The sequence below is a fragment of the Arthrobacter nitrophenolicus genome, assembly GCF_000332815.1.
In the GTDB taxonomy this organism is placed as follows: domain Bacteria; phylum Actinomycetota; class Actinomycetes; order Actinomycetales; family Micrococcaceae; genus Arthrobacter; species Arthrobacter nitrophenolicus.
Genome location: NZ_AOFD01000009.1, coordinates 27,634 through 48,983, shown reverse-complemented (window position 1 = coordinate 48,983; position 21,350 = coordinate 27,634). Strand labels below are relative to the sequence as shown.

The 21,350-nt window shown below is 67.8% G+C and carries 18 protein-coding genes, 1 tRNA gene and 2 pseudogenes; 12 read left to right on the top strand and 9 right to left on the bottom strand.

Annotated elements, in window-relative coordinates; translation table 11 throughout:
- Positions 1-5: 5 nt before the first annotated feature.
- The 5 genes from G205_RS04955 (at position 6) to G205_RS04935 (ending at position 7,974) form a co-directional block, all read left to right on the top strand.
- Positions 6-494, top strand: coding sequence for a PTS sugar transporter subunit IIA (locus tag G205_RS04955; RefSeq protein WP_009357011.1), 489 nt, complete (start codon positions 6-8; stop codon positions 492-494).
- A gap of 73 nt (positions 495-567) precedes the next feature.
- Positions 568-1,437, top strand: a complete 870-nt coding sequence (locus G205_RS04950; RefSeq protein ID WP_009357010.1) for an SURF1 family protein — start codon at positions 568-570, stop codon at positions 1,435-1,437.
- Positions 1,434-1,946, top strand: a complete 513-nt coding sequence (locus tag G205_RS04945) for a DUF3817 domain-containing protein (RefSeq protein ID WP_009357009.1) — start codon at positions 1,434-1,436, stop codon at positions 1,944-1,946. Before G205_RS04950 ends, G205_RS04945 begins: the two co-directional genes overlap by 4 nt.
- A gap of 115 nt (positions 1,947-2,061) precedes the next feature.
- Positions 2,062-3,651, top strand: coding sequence for a glutamine-hydrolyzing GMP synthase (guaA, locus tag G205_RS04940; RefSeq protein ID WP_009357008.1), 1,590 nt, complete (start codon positions 2,062-2,064; stop codon positions 3,649-3,651).
- Between the two features lie 129 nt (positions 3,652-3,780).
- Positions 3,781-7,974: a DUF4011 domain-containing protein gene (locus tag G205_RS04935; protein ID WP_035752110.1), complete on the top strand. Its 4,194-nt coding sequence runs from the start codon at positions 3,781-3,783 to the stop codon at positions 7,972-7,974.
- A 41-nt stretch (positions 7,975-8,015) separates the two neighbouring features.
- On the opposite strand, the gene G205_RS04930 is transcribed toward G205_RS04935, so the two are convergent.
- The 3 genes from G205_RS04930 to G205_RS04920 form a co-directional block, all read right to left on the bottom strand.
- A complete protein-coding gene (locus G205_RS04930; protein ID WP_083875011.1) occupies positions 8,016-8,753 on the bottom strand; it encodes an RcpC/CpaB family pilus assembly protein in 738 nt (245 codons plus the stop codon).
- Between the two features lie 107 nt (positions 8,754-8,860).
- Entirely contained in the window at positions 8,861-9,136 is a 276-nt protein-coding gene (locus tag G205_RS04925; RefSeq protein ID WP_009357005.1) for an FmdB family zinc ribbon protein, read from the bottom strand.
- 116 nt (positions 9,137-9,252) lie between these two features.
- The gene (locus G205_RS04920; RefSeq protein WP_009357004.1) at positions 9,253-9,873 is read right to left on the bottom strand and encodes a 5-formyltetrahydrofolate cyclo-ligase; all 621 of its coding nucleotides are present in this window, start codon (positions 9,871-9,873) and stop codon (positions 9,253-9,255) included.
- A 108-nt stretch (positions 9,874-9,981) separates the two neighbouring features.
- Here G205_RS04920 and galU point away from each other — a divergent pair, with 108 nt between their 5' ends.
- From galU to G205_RS04900, 4 genes are all read left to right on the top strand, one after another.
- A complete protein-coding gene (galU, locus tag G205_RS04915) occupies positions 9,982-10,887 on the top strand; it encodes a UTP--glucose-1-phosphate uridylyltransferase GalU (protein ID WP_035752108.1) in 906 nt (301 codons plus the stop codon).
- Positions 10,888-10,892: 5 nt separating this feature from the next.
- The gene (locus tag G205_RS04910; protein ID WP_009357002.1) at positions 10,893-11,513 is read left to right on the top strand and encodes a GNAT family N-acetyltransferase; all 621 of its coding nucleotides are present in this window, start codon (positions 10,893-10,895) and stop codon (positions 11,511-11,513) included.
- Between the two features lie 105 nt (positions 11,514-11,618).
- The gene (locus G205_RS04905; protein ID WP_009357001.1) at positions 11,619-12,527 is read left to right on the top strand and encodes a hypothetical protein; all 909 of its coding nucleotides are present in this window, start codon (positions 11,619-11,621) and stop codon (positions 12,525-12,527) included.
- A gap of 127 nt (positions 12,528-12,654) precedes the next feature.
- Positions 12,655-12,727 (top strand) — tRNA-Ala (locus G205_RS04900).
- 93 nt (positions 12,728-12,820) lie between these two features.
- Here the strand turns inward: G205_RS04900 and corA are convergent.
- The 3 genes from corA to G205_RS04885 all read right to left on the bottom strand — a co-directional run bounded on the left by corA (position 12,821) and on the right by G205_RS04885 (position 14,829).
- Positions 12,821-13,816 (bottom strand): magnesium/cobalt transporter CorA, encoded by a 996-nt coding sequence (gene corA, locus G205_RS04895; protein ID WP_009357000.1) that lies wholly within the window; start codon positions 13,814-13,816, stop codon positions 12,821-12,823.
- Positions 13,817-13,850: 34 nt separating this feature from the next.
- Entirely contained in the window at positions 13,851-14,276 is a 426-nt protein-coding gene (locus G205_RS04890; protein WP_009356999.1) for a DUF1761 domain-containing protein, read from the bottom strand.
- A 73-nt stretch (positions 14,277-14,349) separates the two neighbouring features.
- Positions 14,350-14,829, bottom strand: a complete 480-nt coding sequence (locus tag G205_RS04885) for an Lrp/AsnC family transcriptional regulator (protein WP_200859134.1) — start codon at positions 14,827-14,829, stop codon at positions 14,350-14,352.
- 169 nt (positions 14,830-14,998) lie between these two features.
- On the opposite strand from G205_RS04885, the gene G205_RS04880 reads away from it, so the two are divergent.
- Positions 14,999-16,249 (top strand): MFS transporter, encoded by a 1,251-nt coding sequence (locus G205_RS04880; protein ID WP_035752102.1) that lies wholly within the window; start codon positions 14,999-15,001, stop codon positions 16,247-16,249.
- Positions 16,250-16,263: 14 nt separating this feature from the next.
- Here the strand turns inward: G205_RS04880 and G205_RS04875 are convergent, their stop codons facing one another.
- Both G205_RS04875 and G205_RS04870 read right to left on the bottom strand, forming a co-directional pair.
- Positions 16,264-16,767, bottom strand: coding sequence for an Lrp/AsnC family transcriptional regulator (locus tag G205_RS04875; protein WP_009356995.1), 504 nt, complete (start codon positions 16,765-16,767; stop codon positions 16,264-16,266).
- A gap of 159 nt (positions 16,768-16,926) precedes the next feature.
- A complete protein-coding gene (locus G205_RS04870; RefSeq protein WP_052014044.1) occupies positions 16,927-18,168 on the bottom strand; it encodes an MFS transporter in 1,242 nt (413 codons plus the stop codon).
- Between the two features lie 106 nt (positions 18,169-18,274).
- Here G205_RS04870 and G205_RS04865 point away from each other — a divergent pair.
- Together G205_RS04865 and G205_RS04860 are read left to right on the top strand one after the other, a co-directional pair.
- Positions 18,275-19,248, top strand: a pseudogene (locus tag G205_RS04865) (LysR family transcriptional regulator).
- Positions 19,249-19,328: 80 nt separating this feature from the next.
- A complete protein-coding gene (locus tag G205_RS04860) occupies positions 19,329-20,279 on the top strand; it encodes an N-acetylglucosamine kinase (protein WP_009356992.1) in 951 nt (316 codons plus the stop codon).
- Positions 20,280-20,294: 15 nt separating this feature from the next.
- Here the strand turns inward: G205_RS04860 and G205_RS04855 are convergent.
- Positions 20,295-21,310 (bottom strand): annotated as a pseudogene (locus G205_RS04855) (pirin family protein).
- Between the last annotated feature and the right edge of the window lie 40 nt (positions 21,311-21,350).

Below are 21,350 nucleotides of genomic sequence, written 5' to 3'. Positions count from 1 at the left end.
ACGCCTTGGCGGAAGCACTTGACCCGTATGATGCCGACCTCACCACCCCAGAGATGGTCATCCTCGAAATGGAGGCATCGGACAAGGCCGACGCCGCAACCCAGCTTGCGGAACGGCTCTACGCCGCCGGACGCGTCTCGAACCTTGAAGGGTTCCTGCAGCACGTCAACGCCCGCGAGCACCAGCTGGCCACCGGGCTTCCGGGCGGAATCGGGCTGCCGCACGCGCGCAGCGAGTACGTGACCCGCACGTCCATCGCGGTGGGCGTCGCCAAGTACGGCCACGCCCTGGACTTCGGCGCCGCCGACGGGCCCGCCACGCTGATCCTTCTGATCGCCACCCCCGCCAGTTCCTTCTCCGACCACCTTGAAGTCCTGGCGACCCTGGCCAGGTCCCTGTCCAAGGAATCGTTCCGCGAATCGCTGCGGCGCGCCTACGACGCCGACATCATTGCCGAACTGATCAACTCCAGCCTGGTCTTCTTCGACCACTGATCCGGCGCACTCCGCAGATGCCGCCGGCGTCTGCGTTTAGTTGTTCTACAAAGGTACGAAGTACGGTTAAGACGTGTGGAAAACTGCCCTTAAACCCCGCTGGATCGCTGGATTTGTTTTTGCGATCGCCATTTCCGGGGTCTTCGTGCTGCTCAGCCAGTGGCAGTTCGGGCGCTCCACGCAGCCCGAAGCACCGGTCAACCCCGCCACCGAAAAGGTCCAGCCGCTGACCGGCACCCTCCAGCCGGGCGAGTTCTTCCACGGTACCGACGCCGACCAGATGGTCAGTGCCCGGGGCACCTATGATCCGGAGAAGCAGGTCCTGGTCCCGGACCGCCTGCATGACGGCAAGCCCGGCTACTGGGTGGTTTCCGCCTTCGCCGTCGACGGCGCCCCGGCGCTGGCCGGCGCCGCGGCCTCGCCGCAAACCTGGATCCCCGTGGCCCGCGGATGGGTTGCCAACCCCGAAGACGCGCCGGCGCCGCCGTCTGGCGCTGTTGAACTGACCGGGCGGCTGCTGCCGTCCGAAGCCCCGCTCCCCAAAACTGCACCGCAACCGGGCCAGGCCACCGCCGTTTCCGTGGCCGAGCTCATCAACTACTGGGAAGTCAGCAGCTACCCCGGCTTCGTGGCTGCCACCGCCGAAGTGGCAGGGGGAGCTGATGTCAGCCCTGCGGCCGTGCCCGGCGACCTGCTGCCCCTGGAAATCGGGCCGCAGCCGCCCGGTCAGCAGATCAACTGGCTCAACCTCTTCTACTCGCTCGAATGGGTGGTCTTCGCCGGGTTCGCCCTGTTCATCTGGTGGCGGCTGGTGAAGGACGACTACCACCGCGACCTGGAAGAGGCCCTGGACGACGAACACCACGAGGCCGCTCCGGACCCCGGACAGCGGCCTGACCAGAACCAGCACCCGGAACCGAACCAGCAAAAGGTACAGCCATGATTGAACCGAAACCCGCCACCTCCGCAGCAGGCGGCAACACAGCCGGCAAGGCCGCAGGCAAGAAGCGGCGCTTCGGCGGCACCGAGGCGCAGATCCGCTCGGCCCTGAAGTTCTACAAGGTGCTGGCCTACCTCACCGGCGCCATGCTGCTGCTGCTCTGCGCCGAACTGATCGCCCGGTACGGCTTCGGGCAGTACCTGTTCGCCGGCGGCACCAATGCCGTCACGGGGCAGCCGTTCGGCTTCGGGTTCGCCGACGCCGAGCCTCCGGGAGTGCTGGACGGGGTCAACCTGTCCGTCACCGTCCTGATCGTGCACGGCTGGATGTACGTGGTGTACCTGATGTCCAACTTCCGGCTCTGGTCGCTCATGCGCTGGCCGTTCCTCAAGCTGATCCTGCTCGCCCTCGGCGGCGTCATCCCGTTCCTGTCCTTCATTGTGGAGAAGAAGTTCCACGCCGAGGTGGAGGCCGAGCTGGCCGCCAACCCGCAGGCGCCGCAGCGGTACTGACGTCCATGTTCGACGGCGGGCGGCACCCGGCCGCCGCCCGCCGTCGGACGTCTGCTCCGTCACAGCACCCCTTCTCAAGGTGCGCCGGTGCAACGGCGCAAAGTAGGCTATTACGGTGACTACTCCCACTGCATCCCAGACTTCCCAGAAGCCGGTGCTGGTAGTTGACTACGGTGCCCAGTACGCGCAGCTGATTGCCCGCCGCGTCCGGGAAGCGAATGTGTATTCGGAAGTGGTTCCGCATACCTACTCCACCGAGCAGCTCCTCGCCAAGAATCCGGCCGCCATCATCCTGTCCGGCGGACCCTCCAGCGTCTACGCGGACGGTGCCCCGACCGTCGGTGCCGACCTCTTCGAGGCCGGTGTTCCGGTCTTCGGCATTTGCTACGGCTTCCAGGCCATGGCGAACGCCCTGGGCGGCAAGGTGGACAAGACCGGGCTGCGGGAGTACGGCTCCACGGAAACCACCATCCTGGGCGAGGGACGCTCCGTCCTGGAGGGCATGCCCCAGCACCAGAAGACCTGGATGAGCCACGGCGACTCCGTCCACCGGGCCCCGGAGGGCTTCGAGGTCCTGGCGACGACGGCGGGCGCCGAAGTGGCTGCCTTCGCCAACGAGGAAAAGGGCCTCTTCGGCGTGCAGTGGCACCCCGAAGTCAAGCACTCCGCCTACGGCCAGCAGGTGCTGGAGAACTTCCTGTTCAACTGCGCCAAGATCGAGCCCAACTGGACCACCGGCAACATCCTGGAAGAGCAGGTGGAGCGCATCCGCCAGCAGGTGGGGGACGCACGCGTGATCTGCGGCCTCTCCGGCGGCGTGGACTCAGCCGTCGCCGCTGCCCTGGTCCAGCGCGCGGTGGGCGACCAGCTTACCTGTGTCTTCGTGGACCACGGCCTGCTGCGTGAAGGCGAAGCCGAACAGGTGGAGCGGGACTTTGTGGCGGCCACCGGCGTGAAGCTCTACGTCGCCAACGAGCAGGAGCGCTTCCTGTCCGCCCTCGCCGGCGTCAGCGATCCCGAGACCAAGCGCAAGATCATTGGCCGCGAGTTCATCCGTGCTTTCGAAGAGGCCGAGCTGGCCATCATCGCCGAGGCCGCCGCGCACGGCGAGAAGATCAAGTTCCTGGTCCAGGGCACCCTGTACCCGGACGTCGTCGAATCCGGCGGCGGCGAAGGCGCAGCGAACATCAAGAGCCACCACAACGTGGGCGGGCTCCCCGAGGACCTGCAGTTCGAACTCGTCGAACCGCTGCGTGCACTGTTCAAGGACGAGGTCCGCGCCGTCGGCGCCCAGCTGGGGCTGCCGCAGGAGATCGTGGGCCGCCAGCCGTTCCCCGGGCCCGGCCTGGGCATCCGGATCGTCGGCGAAGTCACCAGGGAACGCCTGGACCTGCTGCGCAGGGCCGACGCCATCGCCCGCGCCGAGCTGACCGCCGCCGGGCTGGACAACGACGTATGGCAGATGCCCGTGGTGCTGCTGGCCGATGTCCGCAGCGTGGGCGTCATGGGTGACGGCCGCACCTACGGCCACCCCATCGTGCTCCGCCCGGTCTCGTCCGAGGACGCCATGACCGCCGACTGGTCGCGGCTTCCGTACGACCTCCTGGCCAGGATTTCCAACCGGATCACCAACGAGGTGGACGGCGTTAACCGCGTGGTGCTGGACGTCACCAGCAAGCCGCCAGGAACCATCGAGTGGGAATAGCATCCTGAGTGGCCGGCCTCCGTCAACGGAGGCCGGCCACTCCTGTTTCCGGATCAAATCTCCGCAAATTCGGGCTCTCCAGTGTTGCGGTCTCTCGAGTCCGGCGCCGGAGCGGCTACGCTCGAACGTATGCCGGTATGGTCCAGGGCGTCACGCGCAAGCGCAGAAAAGAAGGCAGTAGTGTCAGTTGGTCAAGGCCACCCGGAAGGCTCGGAAGAGCTTCGCAAATGGCTGTCCGGGCTCAAACCCGTCACGGGTGCAGACACGATGCTGCGCTTCACCAAGACCCCTGAAGGCTCCATCGACCTGACCCACGCGCATCCGTCCGGCCTTGCCCAGCTCATGGCCGGGCGCCGCACGCGCCTCTCCACCCTGATCCGGGACCGGCAGCAGTACCTCGTGGCGGCACGGGCCTCGCGCAACATCCGCTCCAAGATCTTCGAGCTCGCTAACGACCGCGGGATCGACGCCGGCTACCTCTCGGCCGGCACCGTGGTGTGGACATCCGCCGTCGGGGGCAAGCCGCAGCGCATCTCTGCGCCAGTCATGCTCACCGCGATTTCCCTGACCGTGCGGCCTGGCGAAGACGACTACGAGCTTCAGCTGACCGAGCAGGCGCACATCAACCCGGCGCTGGTCCGGCACCTGAAAAACATCCACGGCATTGTGTTCGACGTCAATGCCGTCACCCGGCTGGCCTACAGCACCGCCCGCTTCGACCCGCAGCCTGTACTGGACCGGCTGGGCACCCTGATCCGGCCCATCCATGGCGCCGAGGCCCAGCACAACCTGTTGGTGTCCACCTTCGCTGACCTGTCCGGAAACCTGGACGACCCCTGGATCAACGATTCCAATCCCATCGTCTCTGCCCTGGCTACCGCGGCCGGGGGAGAAGTGGTGGACGTGGAGGAGCCGGATCCGTCCCGTTTCCCGCCGCTGGACAGCCGGCACCCCAAGGACGAACTGCTCCTGCTGGATGCGGACACGGACCAGCAGTACGTCATCGATGCTGCGCGCGCCGGCGATTCCCTGGTGGTCAGCAGCCCGCCCGGCACCGGACAGACGCAGACGGCCATCAACACCATCGGCGCCCTGGTGGATGCCGGCAAGACCGTCCTGGTGGTGGGGGACCGCCGCGCCAGCCTCAACGAGGTGTCCGGCCAGCTGGAGTCCCTGGGCCTTGAATCCATCCTGTTCCAGCTCTCCGGGAACGTGACGGCCCAGCAGCTCAAAGGCCAGCTGGTCCGGGCCATCGTCCGCAACGAGAAGTCGCTGGAACCGCAGCTCGGCAACCTCTACACCACCCTGACCGAACACCGCCACGCGCTGATGGACCACGTGGCCTCGCTGCACAACGTCCGGCAGCGGTGGGGATGCTCGCCCTACCAGGCCATGCAGTCGCTGGCGGAACTGACCTCCATCCACCCCGCTCCGGCCACCACCGTGCGGCTCAAGCGGAGCGTCCTGGACAGCATCCGCGACCGCGATGAACTGGCCGGAAGGCTCCGCCGTGCGGCCGAGCTGGGCAGCTTCAGCAAGGCCGCCACCACCAGCCCCTGGCACGGCGCGCGGCTCCTCACCCGGAAGGAAACCGAGGAAGCCCAGGAACTGGTCCGCTCCGTGGCGAAGAGCCTGCCTGCCCTGCGGGAGCGCATGAACGCCGTGGCCGAGCACGCGGAGATCCGCCTCGGTGCATCCTTCGCCGAATGGGGCGAGCAGCTGGAACTGCTGGTGGCTGTGCGCGGCAGCCTGGACAAGTTCACCCCGGACATCTTCGACCGGCCGGTCACCGACCTCATTTCCGCCACCGCCCCTTCCTCCTGGCGGCGGGAACGCGGCATCGAGATGACCTCCATGCAGCGGTCCCGGCTGCGCAGGGTGGCCAAGGAATACGTCCGGCCCGGCGTCCACATCGCCGACCTGCACAGCTCGCTGGTACTGGTCCAGGAACAGCGGGCCTTGTGGGCCGGCTACGCCACCACCCAGCGGCACCCTGCTGTTCCGTCCGGGCTTGCCGAGATGAACGCCATGTACCGGGAACTGGACCGTGAGCTCACCCAGCTGGGCGAGGCCCTGAGGCATACCGCGGCGGGCGGCGCGCTCTCCACCGTCCGGTACGAGGAGCTCATGGAGCGCCTTGAGCGGCTGGTGGCGGATACGGACACGCTGAAGACCCTGCCGGAACGGACGCTGCTGGTGGAGAACATGCGCGAGCACGGGCTGGGGGAGCTTCTGGCGGACCTGGCCGAGCGGGAAGTACCCGCCGCCTCCGTGGCCGCCGAGCTGGAACTCGCCTGGTGGCAGTCGGCGCTTGAGGCGATGATCAGCGGCGACGACTATCTGGCAATGTCCGACGGCGACGCCCTGCGGCAGCTCGAAGCCGAGTACCGGCTCGCGGACAACGCGCACATCGCCAGCGGCGCGGCCCGGCTCCGCTGGGACCTTGCCGAACGCTGGCGCGCCGCGATCGCTGACCAGCCGCGCCAGGCCGACCTCCTCCGCAGCCTGCTCAAGGACGGCCGTGTGTCCCTGCCGGCGCTGACCGCCCAGGCCCCGGACCTGATCGGGACCCTGGTGCCGGTGTGGTCCGTGAGCCCCTACCTGATGACCGGGCTGCTGCCCGCGGAGCAGCACTTCGACGCCGTGGTCGTCCTCGACGCCGAAGCCACCTCGCTGCAGGCAGTACTGCCCTCCATCGCGCGGGCGCGGCAGGTCATTGCCTTCGGTGACGCCCGCATCGCCAGCCCGCGCACCTTCACCGTGGGGGTGGAGCGGCTGGCGCCCGGTGAGTCGGCACACCAGCGGGTGGAGAGTGCCTTCACCGCCCTGTCCGCCGTGCTGCCGGTGTGGCGGCTGAACTTCGTCTACCGCGCCGTGGACGAAGACCTGGTCCTGCAACTGAGCAAGAACTTTTACGACGGCGGGCTCCAACGCCTGCCGGAAGGCCAGTCGGCCACGGGGCTGGACCGGTCCCTGCTGGTGGAGTACCTGCCGGATGGAACCGGGCTGCCCAGCGCCGACCACGAAGGCGTTGAATCCGTGGTGGCCGAGGTCAACCGGGTGGTGGAACTTGTCTTCGAACACGCCCGCCTCCGCCCGCGCACCTCCCTTGCCGTGGTCACGGCAAGCCTGCGTCACGCTGCCCGGATCGGGGAGGCCATCAGGCTCCAGCTGCCCAACCATCCCGGACTCGCCGGGTTCTTCGGTGCGGGCCCGGAATCGTTCCGGGTGGTGGACCTGGAACGGGCCCAGGGCCTGGTACGCGACCATGTCATTTTCTCGCCGGGCTTCGGCCGCACCCCGCATGGGCGCGCCCTGCACAGCTTCGGGCCGCTTTCGGCAGAAGGCGGGCGGGAAAAGTTCGCCCTCGCCATGACCCGCGCCCGGCGCTCGATGCACGTGCTGACGTGCTTCCGGCCCGAGGACCTGGACCACACGCGGCTGACGCACGGGGCAGTGGACCTGTATGCCCTTCTGGACCGGGAAATTTCGGGCAACACGGATCTCGGTACGCCGGCGTCCCGCGCTGCCGCCAGCGAACAGGCGCTCGGCGCCGACCCGCTCGTCGCCGACCTGGGCGACCGGCTGCGGGCGCGCGGGGCACGGGTGTGGCACCAGTACGACGGTGCCATCGACGTCGTGGCCGCCGCCGATCCACTGAACACCATGGGCCAGGACGACGCCGATCTTCCGTGGCCTGTGGCTATCGAATCCGACGGCACTGAACAGTACCGGACGATGAGCGTCCGGGAACGGAGCAGGCTGCGTCCCCAGCTGCTTGAGCGCCTCGGGTGGCGGTACATGCCGCTGTGGACCATCGAGGTTTTCACCGACCCGTCTGCCTGCGCAGACCGGATCGCCAAGTACCTCGGACTGGAAAAGGTTGTCCTTCCGGGACGGGTGGCTTCCCCCGGATTCCTTGACGACGACGTCGATCAGGCGCTGAATGATATCGATGCCGCCGCGGACTCCGCCCCGGCATCGAACGTTACGCATTTCCCGGGCCCGGCCTCCGGACGCCGGGCCGGCATCGCCGGAGCCCGGGCCGGTCAGCAGGCAGTACCCGCCGCGGACCGGCAGGACAGCAAGGAGGCGGCCCAGGTGGGCAGCGACGAAAAGACCAACAGCACCAACAGCGAAGCGCGGCCCACGGACGGTGGCGAGGCGGCGGAAGCGCCTGCTCCTGCCACGCGTGCAGGCCAGAAGCCGGCGGAGGGCATCCTGCCCGCCCGGGCTGCCGAGGATGATCCGCGGGCGTGGGGCGACCGCGAGGATGACCACGATGCATGGCTGAAGGAACAGAAGCCGCCGCACTGGGGCTGACATCCTGGCGGGCACTGGCGCCGCCTGAGGAAGGCAGCCCGTCACGGCGTCCCCACCAGGACAAAGAACAGTTTGCCCTGCGTGGATGCCCCGGCCAGCCGGGCCGCCTGTTCCGGAGTGGCGGCTACGACGATCAGGCCGTCAGTCTCCTGCGTGCCAAGCCATTGCCCGCCCTGGCCGCCGGTTGCGGAGGTCCACAGCACGGGCACCGCAGTGGCCAGGACTTCGGACGGAGCGTGCTGGTCGAATCCGTTCGCCGCCGTCAGCACCACGTTGACCAGCTGCCCGGGGGAGACCAGCTGGATGGACGAGGGGTCCGCCATCCGAAGGGGCACTGCAGCCGAGCCGGCGGGACTGCCCGTGAGGAGGCCGGGCCCCAGCAGCTGGGCGTCCGCCAGCAGCTGGCCTTTGCGCAGCGGGGCCGCGAGCTGCCTGCCTGACGCTTCGCCGGGTTCGCGCAGGACCCCGTGTGCGAGCATGCCGGGCGGAACCTGGATGGGGGATATGTCTGTGGCTCCGAGGGCAGACCCGGCAGGAAGGTCCCGGGCGGCTGCAAGCGCTGTGACGGTGTGGACCGGTGCCGGCGTGAGCTGGTGGACGGTGAGTGCCGCCGCCGCGCACAGCAACAGGGCAACGGCAAGCCGCCTGTTTCGGATCAGCCAGGCGCCGAGCCTGGCACCGGGACGTGCCGCTGCCGAACGGCCGGCGGGAACCGGAGGGCGGGGACGTCGAAAGAATCCGGAAGCTTCCCGGCGGGCACGGAAGGAATGAGCAGGCATGCCGCCACGCTAAGCGCCCCGGATATGCAAAAGACAGCGGCCCCGCGCCTATGTGGACAACGTCCCATTGGCTGCAGGGCCGCCGTCGTAACGGCGAACGCCGGAAATCAGCTGGCGGCGGCCGCAGCTGCCGGAGCGGGAGCGGAAGGCGCCGCCGGAGCGGGCGTGGAGGACGCCGGCGCTGCGGAGACGGTGCTGCCCTTGGAGTCCCGGGAATCGGTCCGGTAGAAGCCGGAACCCTTGAACACGACACCCACGCTGTTGAACTTCTTGCGCAGCGCGCCCTGGCATTCAGGGCACGACGTCAGTGAGCTGTCCGAGAACGACTGGACGATGTCGAAGGCGTGGCCGCAATCCTTGCAGGCGTAAGCATATGTTGGCACTGGTGCTCCTCCTCTTGGGCAAACGAGAGGTCCCGTGCTGCCACCTGGTAATCCATTAGCAGTCGCAGGGCCTGAGTGCTAATTCTATCATCCCGCTGCGGCCACCCCGCCTGACCCTAGGCGATCTTGCCCAGCGGCCTTAGCCCGGAGGGAACAAGGACGGCGGGAACGGGACGGTCGAACTCCTCGGCAGGAATCCGGCCCGCCGGGAGAAGTTCATCGTCGTAGATAACAGCGGCCAGCGGAATTTCCTTCCCGGCGGTGGCGAGGTGGCCCAGGAACTTGTCGTAGTAGCCGCCGCCCTGGCCCACCCTGTTGCCGTCGAGATCCACGGCGGTGGCCGGGATGAACAGTGCGGTGGCTTCCCCCGCAACATCGGGTCCATGGCGGGTCCCTGCCGGTTCCATGATGGGTGCGAACCTGCTGCGTTCAAGCGGGCTGTCCGGACTCCAGAAAACCCAGCTCAGCTCGCGGCCCGGCTCGCAGACGGGGAGCAGGACTTTGTGGCCGTTGCCGTGGAGGGCCGCGATGAGGGGCAGCGTGGGCGGCTCCACGCCGGTACCGAGATACACGCAGAACGTGGCCTGCCTTCCACCGGACATGGATTCGGCCCAGGCCGCACCGTGCATCGCCAGGGCGGCGCCGGCGGCTTCCAGTTCGGCAGGGGTCAGGGCGGCCCGCCGCCGGCGGTGGGCAGTCCGGATGTCGTCCTTCACGGTGGCTTGCTGCTGGGCCATTGTGTCTCCTTGTTACCCGCGTTGTGGCGGTTGATGGGCCGGTTCCGGGGCGGCTGCCCGCCGGTCCGTTGATTACTGAATGCTTGACGCTGACGTTAGATTAGTCCGGTGAGTACCAGTAACCCGAGAGTTCGCAAAGCCGTCATCCCCGCTGCCGGACTGGGCACCAGGTTCCTTCCTGCCACCAAGGCTATGCCCAAGGAAATGCTGCCCGTGGTGGACAAGCCTGCCATCCAGTATGTGGTGGAGGAGGCCGTACAGGTGGGCCTGAACGATCTCCTGATGATCACGGGACGGAACAAGCGGGCCCTTGAGGACCACTTTGACCGGGTCCCGGCGCTGGAGTCCATGCTCGCGGACAAGGGGGACACCGAGAAGCTGGAATCCATCCAGGCGGCCAGCAACCTCGGGGACATCCACTATGTGCGCCAGGGCGACCCCTACGGGCTGGGCCACGCCGTCCTCCGGGCCAAGCAGCATGTAGGCGATGAAGCTTTCGCCGTGCTGCTGGGAGACGACCTCATTGATGCCCGCGACGAACTGCTCAGCACCATGATCGATGTCCAGGCCAAGACCGGCGGGTCAGTGGTCGCCCTCATCGAGGTGGAACCGTCCCAGATCAGCGCCTACGGCTGCGCGGACATCCAGGAGATCGAGGGCGAAAGCTATGTGCGCGTCAACGGCCTGGTGGAGAAGCCGTCCGCGGATGAAGCGCCGTCAAACCTTGCCATCATCGGCCGCTACGTGCTGCACCCGGCCGTCTTCGAGGTCCTGGAGCGCACGGCCCCCGGCCGCGGCGGCGAGATCCAGCTGACGGACGCCCTGCAGGAGCTCGCCACGGGGGAAGGCGAAGGCTACGGCGTTTACGGCGTCGTGTTCCGGGGCCGCCGCTACGATACCGGCGACAAGCTGAGCTACCTCAAGGCATGCGTCCAGCTGGCCATTGACAGCGAGGACCTCGGTCCGGGCCTGCGGGAGTGGCTGCCGGGGTTCACCAGCGGCCTGTCCAAGTAGCAGCCGTGCGATTCGGCCCCATCTGGCCCGTAACCCTGGAGTGCGGTGACCTTGTCCTGCGGCCCATCAGGTACCGGGACAAAAAGGAGTGGACGGAGGTCAGGTCCCGCAACAGCGAGTGGCTCGCGCCGTGGGAGGCGTCCAACCCGGACCCCCGCGGAGGGCTTCCCGACTACCGGCAGATGGTCCGTTCGCTGAACGCGCAGGCCGCGCAGGCCACCGCCCTGCCCTTCGTCATCACGGAGCGGACTGCGGGCCTGCGGAATCCGCCGATCATCGGCCAGCTGACGGTCTCCTCGATTGTGTGGGGCTCGGCAATGATGGCCACTTTGGGGTATTGGGTGGACCAGGCCAGGGCAGGGCGCGGGATTGCCCCCACTGCGGTGGCCCTGGTGACGGACCATTGCTTCCAGACCCTCGGGCTGCACCGGATGGAAATCAACATCCGGCCTGAAAACGGGCCCAGCCTGCGGGTGGTGGAGAAGCTGGGCTTCCGGGACGAGGGCTACCGGCCACGTTACCTGCACATCAACGGAGAATGGGCGGACCACCGGTCGTTCGCCCTCACATCGGAAGAGGTTCCGGAAGGCCTGCTGACGCGCTGGCTTGCCGCCAGGCCGTCATAATTCCACTCATTTGCTGTCCGGGCTGCGACACACCGCGGCTAATGCGGCGGCAGGAGGCGTGATGCTCATACGGTTTTGAGTGTGGACTTCCCCCTTAGCAGCTCAGTGATCCTTGTGGTTGCCGTCGTGCTCTGGATTGTGTGGGTTGCCCCCTACGTCCTCCGGAACCGCCGGCACCAGTTCCAGCCAGCCGGCGATTTTCCGTCGGACGGCCCAGCCGAGGAAAAACCGGATCAGCCAGCCGGTCTGGTACTGAACGCCGCCGCCCAGCAGGAGAAGCCCATGGAAGCCAGGAAGAGCGCCGGACCCTCCGCCACGTCTGCCGGCCCGGCCCCCGCAGGCCGCCTTCGGATCCGTTACGGACGTACGGCACTGGCGCTTGCCGGACTCCTGGCTTTAATGACGGCGCTGGTGTCGGCGCTTCTGCTGCCTTTTGGCCTCGGCTCGCCATTCCTGCCGCCGGCCTGCGCTGCCCTGACGGCGGTGTCCGTGGCCATCCTGCGCTGGCTGGCAGTCCGCGACCGCAAGGCCAAGGTGAACGCGGCCTTTCGTGCGGCCATGAGCGCACCGCCGGTTAAGCACGTGTCCGAGCGGATTCCGCCGAAGCCGGAGTCCGCCCCCGTCCGCCGGGAAAGCCCGCTCTTTGACGCCGAGGCCCACCAGCCGAAAGTCCAGCAGTTGACAGCCCAGGAACTTCGCGAGGCAGCCCTGGCCGTTGCTGTGGCTGCGGGTGATCCGAGCGCAGCGGCTGCGGCGCAGGGCAAACCCGCCGGCACCCCTTGGGAGCCGGTAGAGGTTCCCAAGCCTGTATACGTTGACGCCGCCAAGGCCGAACGCCCCGAGCCTGAGCCGCTTGAGCTGCCGGCCGCCCCGAAGGCAGTGGGCAAGCCCTCGCTGAAGCAGGGTGCAGCAGGGGCGCCCGCCGCCGCGCCGGCTGCCGAAGCCCAGCAGCTCAGCAAGGCACAGAGCGCGTTGAGCAACCTCGACGACGTCCTGCAGCGCCGCCGCGCATAGCCTGGCCGGCGTACGACGGCGGCGCCCGCCTGCTGCTGGCCCCTCACCAGGGTGCCGATTGGCATTGGGGCGGGAAAATTTGTAGCCTAGGGTCACCGGTCCAGCACCTGCACCAGGCGGCCGTTCCGGGGCTATAGCTCAGATGGTAGAGCGCTTCGTTCGCATCGAAGAGGTCAGGGGTTCAAATCCCCTTAGCTCCACAATTGTGGCGGGTTTTAGATTCATGAATGATTCAGCTCATCGTCAACACCCCGGTCTTCGGACCGGGTGTTGTTCTTTCCGGGAAGCCAGGCCTACAGCCAGCCCTTCTTCTTGAAAATGCCGTACATCCCCGCGCCCACTGCCGCCATGAGGCCGATCGCCATCGGGTAGCCAAAGGCCCAGTGCAGCTCGGGCATGTGGTCAAAGTTCATGCCGTAGATCCCGGCCACGAATGAGGGCGCAAACAAGATGGCTGCCCACGACGAGATCTTCTTGACCTGCTCGTTCTGCGCGGCGCTGGCTTCATTCTGCCGGTTGGCCGTCAGGGTGCCGTCAAGCGTCAGGGCATTCTGGAGCAGGTCCCGGAAGGAATCTGCCCGGGAGATCACCCGTTCAACATGGTCCTCCACGTCGCGCAGGCTGTGCTGGAGTTCGCTTTCCACGCCGTACTTCGCGAAGCCGCGCTTGAGCTGGTGCATCATGTCCGGCAGGGGGTGGATGGCGCGCTGGAACTGGATCACTTCCCGGGCCAGTTCGTAGATCCGGCGGGAGACGGTGGAATCGCCGCTGAAGAGCTGGTCCTCAATCTCGTCGATGTCGTTCTCGAGCCCCGCCACCACTGGCGCGTAGTCGTCCACCACTGCGTCCAGGAGGGCGTACAGCACCGCCTCCGGGCCGTGCCGGAGAAGGTCAGGCCTGCCTTCAAGCCGCTTCCTGACGCGGGCCACACCGGCTGTCTCGGCATGCCGCACGGTGACCACGAAGTTCTTCCCGGTGAAGATATGGAGTTCCCCGAACTCCACTGTTTCACTGGCGTCCAGGTAGCGTGCCGGCCGGAGGACGGTGAAGAGGTTGTCCTCGTAGCGCTCCATCTTGGGGCGCTGGTGGGCCGAGATGGCGTCCTCCACTGCGAGGGCGTGGAGCCCGAACTCCGCGGCCACTGCGGTCATCTCCTCCGCGGTGGGACGGTAGAGCCCGATCCACGCCATCCCGCCGTGGTGGGCCAGCGTCTCGAACGTCTGCTCCAGGTTTTCCGGCTCGGCATGGCGGACGCCGTCAACGTAGACGGCATTGTCGATGATGGTCATGGGCGGGCGCCTTCGCTGTACGTGCTCACAATGGTCAGGACATCGCTCCAATAATGGCGCCGGACACGGCCATTGCCACTAGGTCGTGACCGGCGTCGATCACTGTCACAGCAGCCGGACGCCCTGCAAATCCGTTGTGGATTACGTGGCCTCCGGCACGGAAGACAAGTCCCAGCACCAGCGCGAACCAGGCTCCTGCGAGGGCATTGTCAAGCCCCAGCTTGCTGATGAGGACGGCCAGGAGGATGGCGGTCAGGGCAGAGGCCAGCATCATGGGAAGCCAGATCCCCGCTCCGCCTCCGATGTTCTTCAGGTCCTCCTCGGTCTTGCCTATGGCGGCCATCCACCGGGTGCCCAGCACTGCCGGCATGTACCACACGAAGCCGATGGCCATGCTGGCCACGAAAGCCAGCAGGACCGCGAGCCAGTTGATCTGTGAGACGTAAGAGAGCCAATCCATTCAAGAAATCCTAGCCGTCCGGGCCCGGCAGGCAGGGGAGGCCGGCCCCGGTACTCCGGGAGGGAATCCGGGGTCAGCCGGCGGTCGCCTTCGTGAGGCCGCTGATGAGGGGCTCGGTCCGGTAGGGAATATGGGTGTGCAGTGCCAGCACCGTTTCGGTCCGGATGACCCCCTTGATCCGGAGGACCTGCCGGAGCGATGCCTGCAAATTGTGGGTGTCCGTGGCCACCACCCGGCACCAGACGTCGCCGCGTCCCGAAATTTCATGGACTTCCAGGACCTGGGGGATCAGCCGCAGCGCGGCGATCACACCGTCGAGTTCCCGGTGTGTGACCTCGATGGTCACAAACGCCACCACGTCGTAGCCCACGGCCTCAAGGTCCACTTCCCGGCCGCCCGGGCGCAACACACCCGCCCGGATGAGCCGCCGGACCCGGGACTGGGCGGTGTTGCGGGCCACGCCAACCGATTCGCTGAGATCGCCGATCTGGATCCGGGGGTCGCGGATCAGCGCCAGGAGGATCTTGAGGTCGGTGGGGTCCAAATTATTCAAATGATCACTCTCCATCACTTGGGCATGAAACTTTTGATGAACTTGCTCAATTCTTTCACTGATTTCGCATCAAACGATCAGCCATGCCCCAATCTGGAACCATCGCACATCCACGCCGCGCCGGGCTCCCACAAGGATCACCTGCCGCGGCAAAACCAAAGGCGGCACCATGACGGTCTTCAGCGAGCTTCGGATGCGCCCGGCCCCTGCCACATCTGCCGGGTGGGACGCATCCACAACGGCACGGCTTGTGATGGCCGGTGCAGTCATTTTCGTCCTGCTGGTAGGCGCCAATCTCGCTACGCCGCTGTATCCGCTCCTGCAGGCGGAGCTGGGACTCACGCCGCTGGATGTGTCCGCAGCGTTTGCCAGCTACGTCCTCTCCCTGGTGGCCACCCTGATTCTGGCCGGGCACTGGTCGGACCACATAGGACGCCGCGCCGCGCTGCTGCTTGCCGTGCTGACCGGACTGATGGGCGGCTGGGTGTTCGCCGGTGCGGACTCTCTCGCCGCACTCTGCACGGGGCGGGCACTGCAGGGCGTTGCCGTGGCACTCGCCACGGGCGCCAGTGCTGCCGCCCTGCGGGAGCTGCTGCCCTCGCGGCCGGAGTGGGCATCACGGTTCACGCTGCTGGCCTCCGCCGGCGGAGTAGCGGCCGGCCCTGTTCTGGGCGGGCTGCTGTCGCTGCTGCCTGGCGCCACCAGCGCCCCCTACACCGTGTACTCCGTGGTCCTCGCGGCGCTCCTGGTGCCGCTCTACCTGATCCGGGCGCGGCCGGCCATCATGCTTCCGGCCGTGTCCCGCCCGCTGCAGGTGCTGGCGCCGCGGCCCCTCGCCGTGCCGGGGAATGCCAGGGGCGCTTTTTGGCTGGCATCGGCCGTGGGCTTCCTCAGTTTCGCTGTGTTCGGCTTCTGCCTCTCCCTGGCGCCCGGCTACTTCGCCCAGGTCCTGGAGACGCAGTCCCGGCCGTTGATCGGCCTGCTGGCCGCCCTTCCGCTGGGTGCCTCCGCACTGAGCCAGCTGGTGACCCTCCGCGGGCGCTACACGGTCCCCGCGGGGCTGGCAGTGCTGGGCGGGTCCGTCTTCCTGCTGGGGGCAGCCGGCGCGTGGCATAGTCCGCTGCTGCTCGTGGTGGCCGCCGTCGCTGCCGGTGCCGGGCAGGGGCTGGCCTTCAGGACCACGTTCAACGAGGTCGCCGCCATGGTGCAACCCGTCCGCCACGCCCAGACTGTCAGCACGGTCTACGTCATCACCTATCTGGGCAGCGCCGTCCCGGTCCTTGGCCTCGGCTGGCTGGCCGGACTTGCCGGACAGGAGGCTGCGGTGGCCGGCTTCGTCCTTGCCTGCGGTACCGCCGCGCTTGTGCTGGCCGTCCTGACGCTGGTCCGGGCAGAGCGCCGGCACGGACGGTCCCGCTAGTCCGGTACGCCGCCTTACTCCGGGAGCGGCCCGTGGTTGCCCTGGATGTGTTCGAACACCAGGGTGGTTTCGGTGTGCCCCACCACCGGGTCCGTGGCGAGGTTGTCCAGCACCCAGTCCCGTAGGTCCTCCGTGCTTCCGACGGCGATATGCAGCAGGTAGTCCACGGAACCCGAGGTGTGGAACGTGGACAGCACCGCCGGCAGGTGCGGAACGCGGGAAGTGAACCGGTCGATCTGGTCACGGTCGTGGGCGCGGAGCCGCACCGCAACAAGTGCCTGGACTGACCGGCCGATGGCGGACAGGTTGAGCTTCGCCTCGTAGCCCTGCACGATGCCCCGTTCGGACAAGGCGCGGGTCCGCATCAGGGCGGTGGACGGGGCGATCCCCACCAGTTCGGCGAGCTGCTTGTTGGAGATCCTGGCGTCGTTCACCAGGGCTTCGAGCAGCCGCTCGTCAATGGCATCCAGCGGCTCCAGGTGCGCTCCCGGCCTGATGTTCCTGGGATTGGTGGTCACTGCTGTTCCTTCCAACGGTCCTGCATTCATCCTAGACCGCTGAATCTGCGCCAAGATGCCCTTTGCTGCGGGTCCCGCCGAATATCAGCATCCGTAGCACGGCCGTCCCGAGCGGTTAATTCGCTGCCCCTTGAACCGGGCGCCGCGCATCCCGGCCGGTCAGCCGCCTGCACCTTGCGCGCGGGGATGTACGACGGCGACGGCGGCCGCGGTAAGGCAGGCAAGGACCATGACCCCTGCCGCGAGGGCCTGCCAGCCCAAGGACTGGAAAACGAGCCCGCCGGCCCACCCGATGACGCTTGACCCCAGGTAATAGGCCAGGTTGTACAGGGACGCCGCCTGCGCACGGCCGCTGCTGGCGATGGCTCCGGTCCAGCCGGCCCCGATGCTGTGCGCGGCGAAGAAGCCGCCCGTGAACACCACCAGGCCGGCGAGGATGAGCGGAAGGTACGGAACAAGCGTCAGGCCGAGTCCCGCCGTCGAAAGGGCCAGCCCGGCCAGCAGGACGTTCCGCCGCCCAAAGCGTGTGGTCAGCCCGGCGGCCCAGCGTGAAGACACGGTTCCGGACAGGTAGGCCAGGAAGATGAGGCTGATCAGCGTGGCTGGCAGGTTGAAGGGGGCACCGGACAGCCGGAAGCCGAGGTAGTTGTAGACGGCCACGAAACCGCCCATCATCAGGAACGCCTGGACGTACAGGGCGAGCAGCCTGATGTTGCCAAGGTGCCCGCCGAGGGTCTTGAACGCACTGCCCAGTCCTGCCGCCGGTGACGAGACGAAGCCCCGGGCCCTTGGCACCAGGACCAGGAAGGCAACGGCGGCAAGGGTGGCCAGGATGGAAACGGCCAGCGCCGCGGCACGCCAGCCCCACAGCTCACCGGCCGGTCCCGCCACCAGGCGGCCGGCGAGGCCGCCGAGGGTGGTGCCGGCGACGTAGCTGCCCGCAGCCAGGGCGGCGTGTGCCTTGGTCACTTCCTCGTTGAGGTAGGCGATGGCGATGGCAGGGATCCCGCCCAAGGCCATTCCTTCCAGCAGCCGCAGTGCAAGGAGCATTCCGAAGCTCGTGGACAGCGGCACCAGCAGGCCAAGGACCGTGGCGATGGAGATGCCCCAGGTCATGGCCTTGACCCGTCCGATCCGGTCGGCGAGGAAGGACCAGGGGATCACGGTGACGGCGAGGCCCACGGTGGCCAGCGAGATGGTGAGCGCGGCCTCGGCCGCGGTGATGCGCAGGTCGGCCGCCAGCAGGGGAAGGACGGCCTGGGTGGAGTAGAGCTGTGCAAAGGTCGCCACTCCGGCGAAGGACAATCCGGCCAGGATCCGGCCGTAGGCCCGGGACCCCTTGGCGTGCCCGTCCCAGCGCGGGAGTGGTGGGGTGCCGGTCACGCGTGCTTCACAGGCCATTTCCTTAGCCTAGGCCTGGTCCCATACATGCCTCCAATGCATAATTCGTGGAAAACTGATAGCAAAAACGGATTGAAATACGATATGCAGCGAGGGAGCCAGGAACATGCAGGCAGACCACAGGCAGTTGGCGCAGATACTTCCCCTCCTGCCCGTGCTCGCCGAGCTGGGCCGGACGGAGCACGTGACTGAAACGGCGGAACTTCTCGGAGTGCCCCAGTCCACGGTGAGCAGGGCACTGGCACGGGCCAGCGCCGCCGTCGGTACGGAACTGTTGGTGCGGGACGCAGGGGAGTCCGGCTCACCCCTGCCGCCCGGACGCTCCTCCCGTATATCGAACAGGCACTCACCGAATTCCAGACCGGACTGGATCTGGTGCGGGAGGAATCGTCGGTGGTCCGGGGCAGGATCTCCGTGGCGTTCCAGCACACCTTCGGCGAGGCCACGCTGCCGCTGCTCATCAGCGCCTTCCGGAGCCGGCATCCCGGCGCTGTGTTCACCTTGAGCCAGGGTTCAAGGAATGCCTGCCTCGAGGAGCTGGCGGCCGGGGAGGCAGACCTGGCCCTCACGGCCCCGGTGGGTGCTGACGGCACGCACCTGCAGTCCGCGCCGCTGTATCGGGAACCGCTGCGCCTCGTGGTGCATCACAGCCATCCGCTCGCCGGCCGGCAGTCGGCGGCGTTGCCGGACATCAGGACGGAACCCTTTGTGGCACTCGAGCCCGGTTACGGCATGCGTTCGCTGACGGATGCACTGTTCCGTGAGGCGGGGTACCGGCCGCGCATTGCCTTTGAAAGCCAGGATTCGCACACAGTCCGCGGCCTCGTGTCCGCCGGGCTTGGCGTGAGCATCCTGCCCCCGGGAGGGGATGCGCCGGGCAGGACCGTCAGCCCGGAGACCGGAAACCTTGGCTGGGCGGAGGTTCCCCTCGATTCACCCCTGGCCTTCCGGGAAGTGGGCTTGAGCTGGCGCCGCAGGAAGACCGGCGCCGAACCGGTGCCGGTGCGGCTTTTCCGGGACATGGTGGTCGGCGAGGGACCCCAGCTGCTGGCAGGACTCGTCAGGCAGCGCACCGGCTGAGCCGGAGGGAGCGGGCACACCCACGACGCCCGGGCCAGTCCCGGCAGGATGGCAGCTGCGCCGGCCAGTAACCTTGTGACGTGACCAACACCGAAAACCCCTCCGCACTGCCCACCGACAAGACTGTGGCGTACGCACCCAACCCGCTCGCCGGCGTCGTGATTGGCCTGGATATCGGTGGAACCAAGACCCACGGCATCAGGTTCGAGGACGGGGTGCCTGTTGCGGACGAGTCCGCAGGCAGCTCGAACGTGCAGAACGTCAGCCGGGAGGAGGCCGCCCGCAACATCGCGGACCTCTTCGGCCGGATTGGCGGCGGAACCGTATCGCGGGTGTATGCCGGATCAGGCGGGATCGACACGGAAGAGGATGCGGCCGCCCTGGCATCGCTGATCCAGCCGCACGTCCCGGATGCCCTGGTCACAGTGGTGCACGACTCGCGGCTCCTGCTCGCAGCAGGCCATGCCAGCGCCGGGGTGGCAGTGATCGCCGGGACCGGTTCGGCAGCCTGGGGAAGGAACGCCGACGGCGGCGAGGCCCGGGCAGGAGGCTGGGGCTACCTGCTGGGTGATGAAGGCAGCGGGTACTGGCTGGGCCGCGAAGCCGTGCGGCACAGCCTCCGGCGGATGAACCAGGGACTCCCCGCGGACGAACTCACCACCGCCCTGCTGCAGTCCTGCGGAGTGGATCATCCCAACCGGCTCATCGCACTGTTCCACTCCCCGGAGACCGGACGCCGCTTTTGGGCCCAGCAGGCACGGCACGTGGTGGCGGCAGCAGCCGCCGGGCACCCGGGCAGCCAGGCCATGCTGGACCAGGCCGGCCGGGACCTTGGGGACCTGGCCCTGCAGGTGCTCCATCAGATCGGACTCGGCGGCCCGGTCATCCTGGGCGGCGGGCTGGGAATGAACGTGGAACCACTGCAGGATTCCTTCCGCCGGCACCTTTCCAGTGCCGGCGCCACAGATGTACGGGTCCTGGACCAGGAACCCGTATTCGGGGTGCTGCAGCTGCTGGCGGAGCCGGCCTGAGGCGGCTCGGCCGAATCAGACGGCCCGCTTCCGCGGAGTGAGCCGCACCGCCGGCAGCGGGGGTGCGGGGATGCGCCCGGCTTCGGCGCCCGCATCGGGTCCGTGGCCGGGCACCAGGCCGTACCTGGCGGACTGCGCGTCAGCTACAGACAATTCGGCCTGGGCTTCCCAGTCCTCCCGTGCCTGTTCCACCTCGTCGTGTGTCCGGCCCACGAAGTTCCACCACATCAGCAGTTCCTCCTCGAACGGCTCGCCGCCGATGAGCAGGAAGCGGGTGCCCGGCAGGGCCTGCAGCCGCAGTTCCTCCCGGCCCGTGCCAGGTAGCCCAGCGGCCCGGAACGAAGTTCCTGCCCGTCCAGCGTCAGCCCGCCGTCGAGCACCAGGATGCCATGCTCAAAGTCCGCATTCAGCGGGAGCACCGCGGCACCTTCACAGGACACGTCGGCTCCCACGATGGGCGAGTACATGGTGGCGGGGGAGGCCACGCCGGCCAGTTCTCCCACCATGACTGTTGCAGTAAAACCGGCGCCGCTGGCCTTGGGCAGTTCCCGGTGCTGCTCGAACGACGGCCCGCGGTGCCGCTCGCCGTCGGGCAGCGCCACCCACAGCTGGAGGCCGCGCTGCAGCGGCAATTCCCCGCCGGCAGGCGGGAGCACGGCAAACTCGGAGTGGGAGACACCGTGCCCTGCGGTCATGATGTTCAGCTCTCCGGGCCGGACCACAACGTCGCTGCCCACGCTGTCCCGGTGCCGGATATGCCCGGCCAGCGGCCAGGTGACTGTCTGAAGCCCGATGTGCGGATGCGGCAGCACGGACATCGCCGTCCGGTCAGGACCGAAACTGTCCAGGAAGCACCACGCCCCGATGGTGGGAAGGCCGCGCTGGGGCAGGGTCCGCTGGACATTCATGGCCCGCACCCCGCCCAGCGGGACTTCACGCTCCGGCCACAGCTGCAGGCAGGGTCCTGGACTCCCCTCGGCGCTCGCCGGCGGACAGATTTCCTGCTGGGGTGAAATCTCCAAGTTGGTCACCCTCCAACTCTAGGCCGGTGCAGGCGGGCCGGTCAGTGCT

Bases quoted from the DNA above. Each gene is read 5' to 3' on its own strand.
- G205_RS04935 (WP_035752110.1), top strand. From the start codon at position 3,781: ATGCCGGTATGGTCCAGGGCGTCACGCGCAAGCGCAGAAAAGAAGGCA.
- G205_RS04920 (WP_009357004.1), bottom strand. From the start codon at position 9,873: ATGGCCCAGCAGCAAGCCACCGTGAAGGACGACATCCGGACTGCCCAC.
- G205_RS04945 (WP_009357009.1), top strand. From the start codon at position 1,434: ATGATTGAACCGAAACCCGCCACCTCCGCAGCAGGCGGCAACACAGCC.
- G205_RS04880 (WP_035752102.1), top strand. From the start codon at position 14,999: ATGACGGTCTTCAGCGAGCTTCGGATGCGCCCGGCCCCTGCCACATCT.
- G205_RS04890 (WP_009356999.1), bottom strand. From the start codon at position 14,276: ATGGATTGGCTCTCTTACGTCTCACAGATCAACTGGCTCGCGGTCCTG.
- corA (WP_009357000.1), bottom strand. From the start codon at position 13,816: ATGACCATCATCGACAATGCCGTCTACGTTGACGGCGTCCGCCATGCC.
- G205_RS04870 (WP_052014044.1), bottom strand. From the start codon at position 18,168: ATGGCCTGTGAAGCACGCGTGACCGGCACCCCACCACTCCCGCGCTGG.
- G205_RS04930 (WP_083875011.1), bottom strand. From the start codon at position 8,753: ATGCCTGCTCATTCCTTCCGTGCCCGCCGGGAAGCTTCCGGATTCTTT.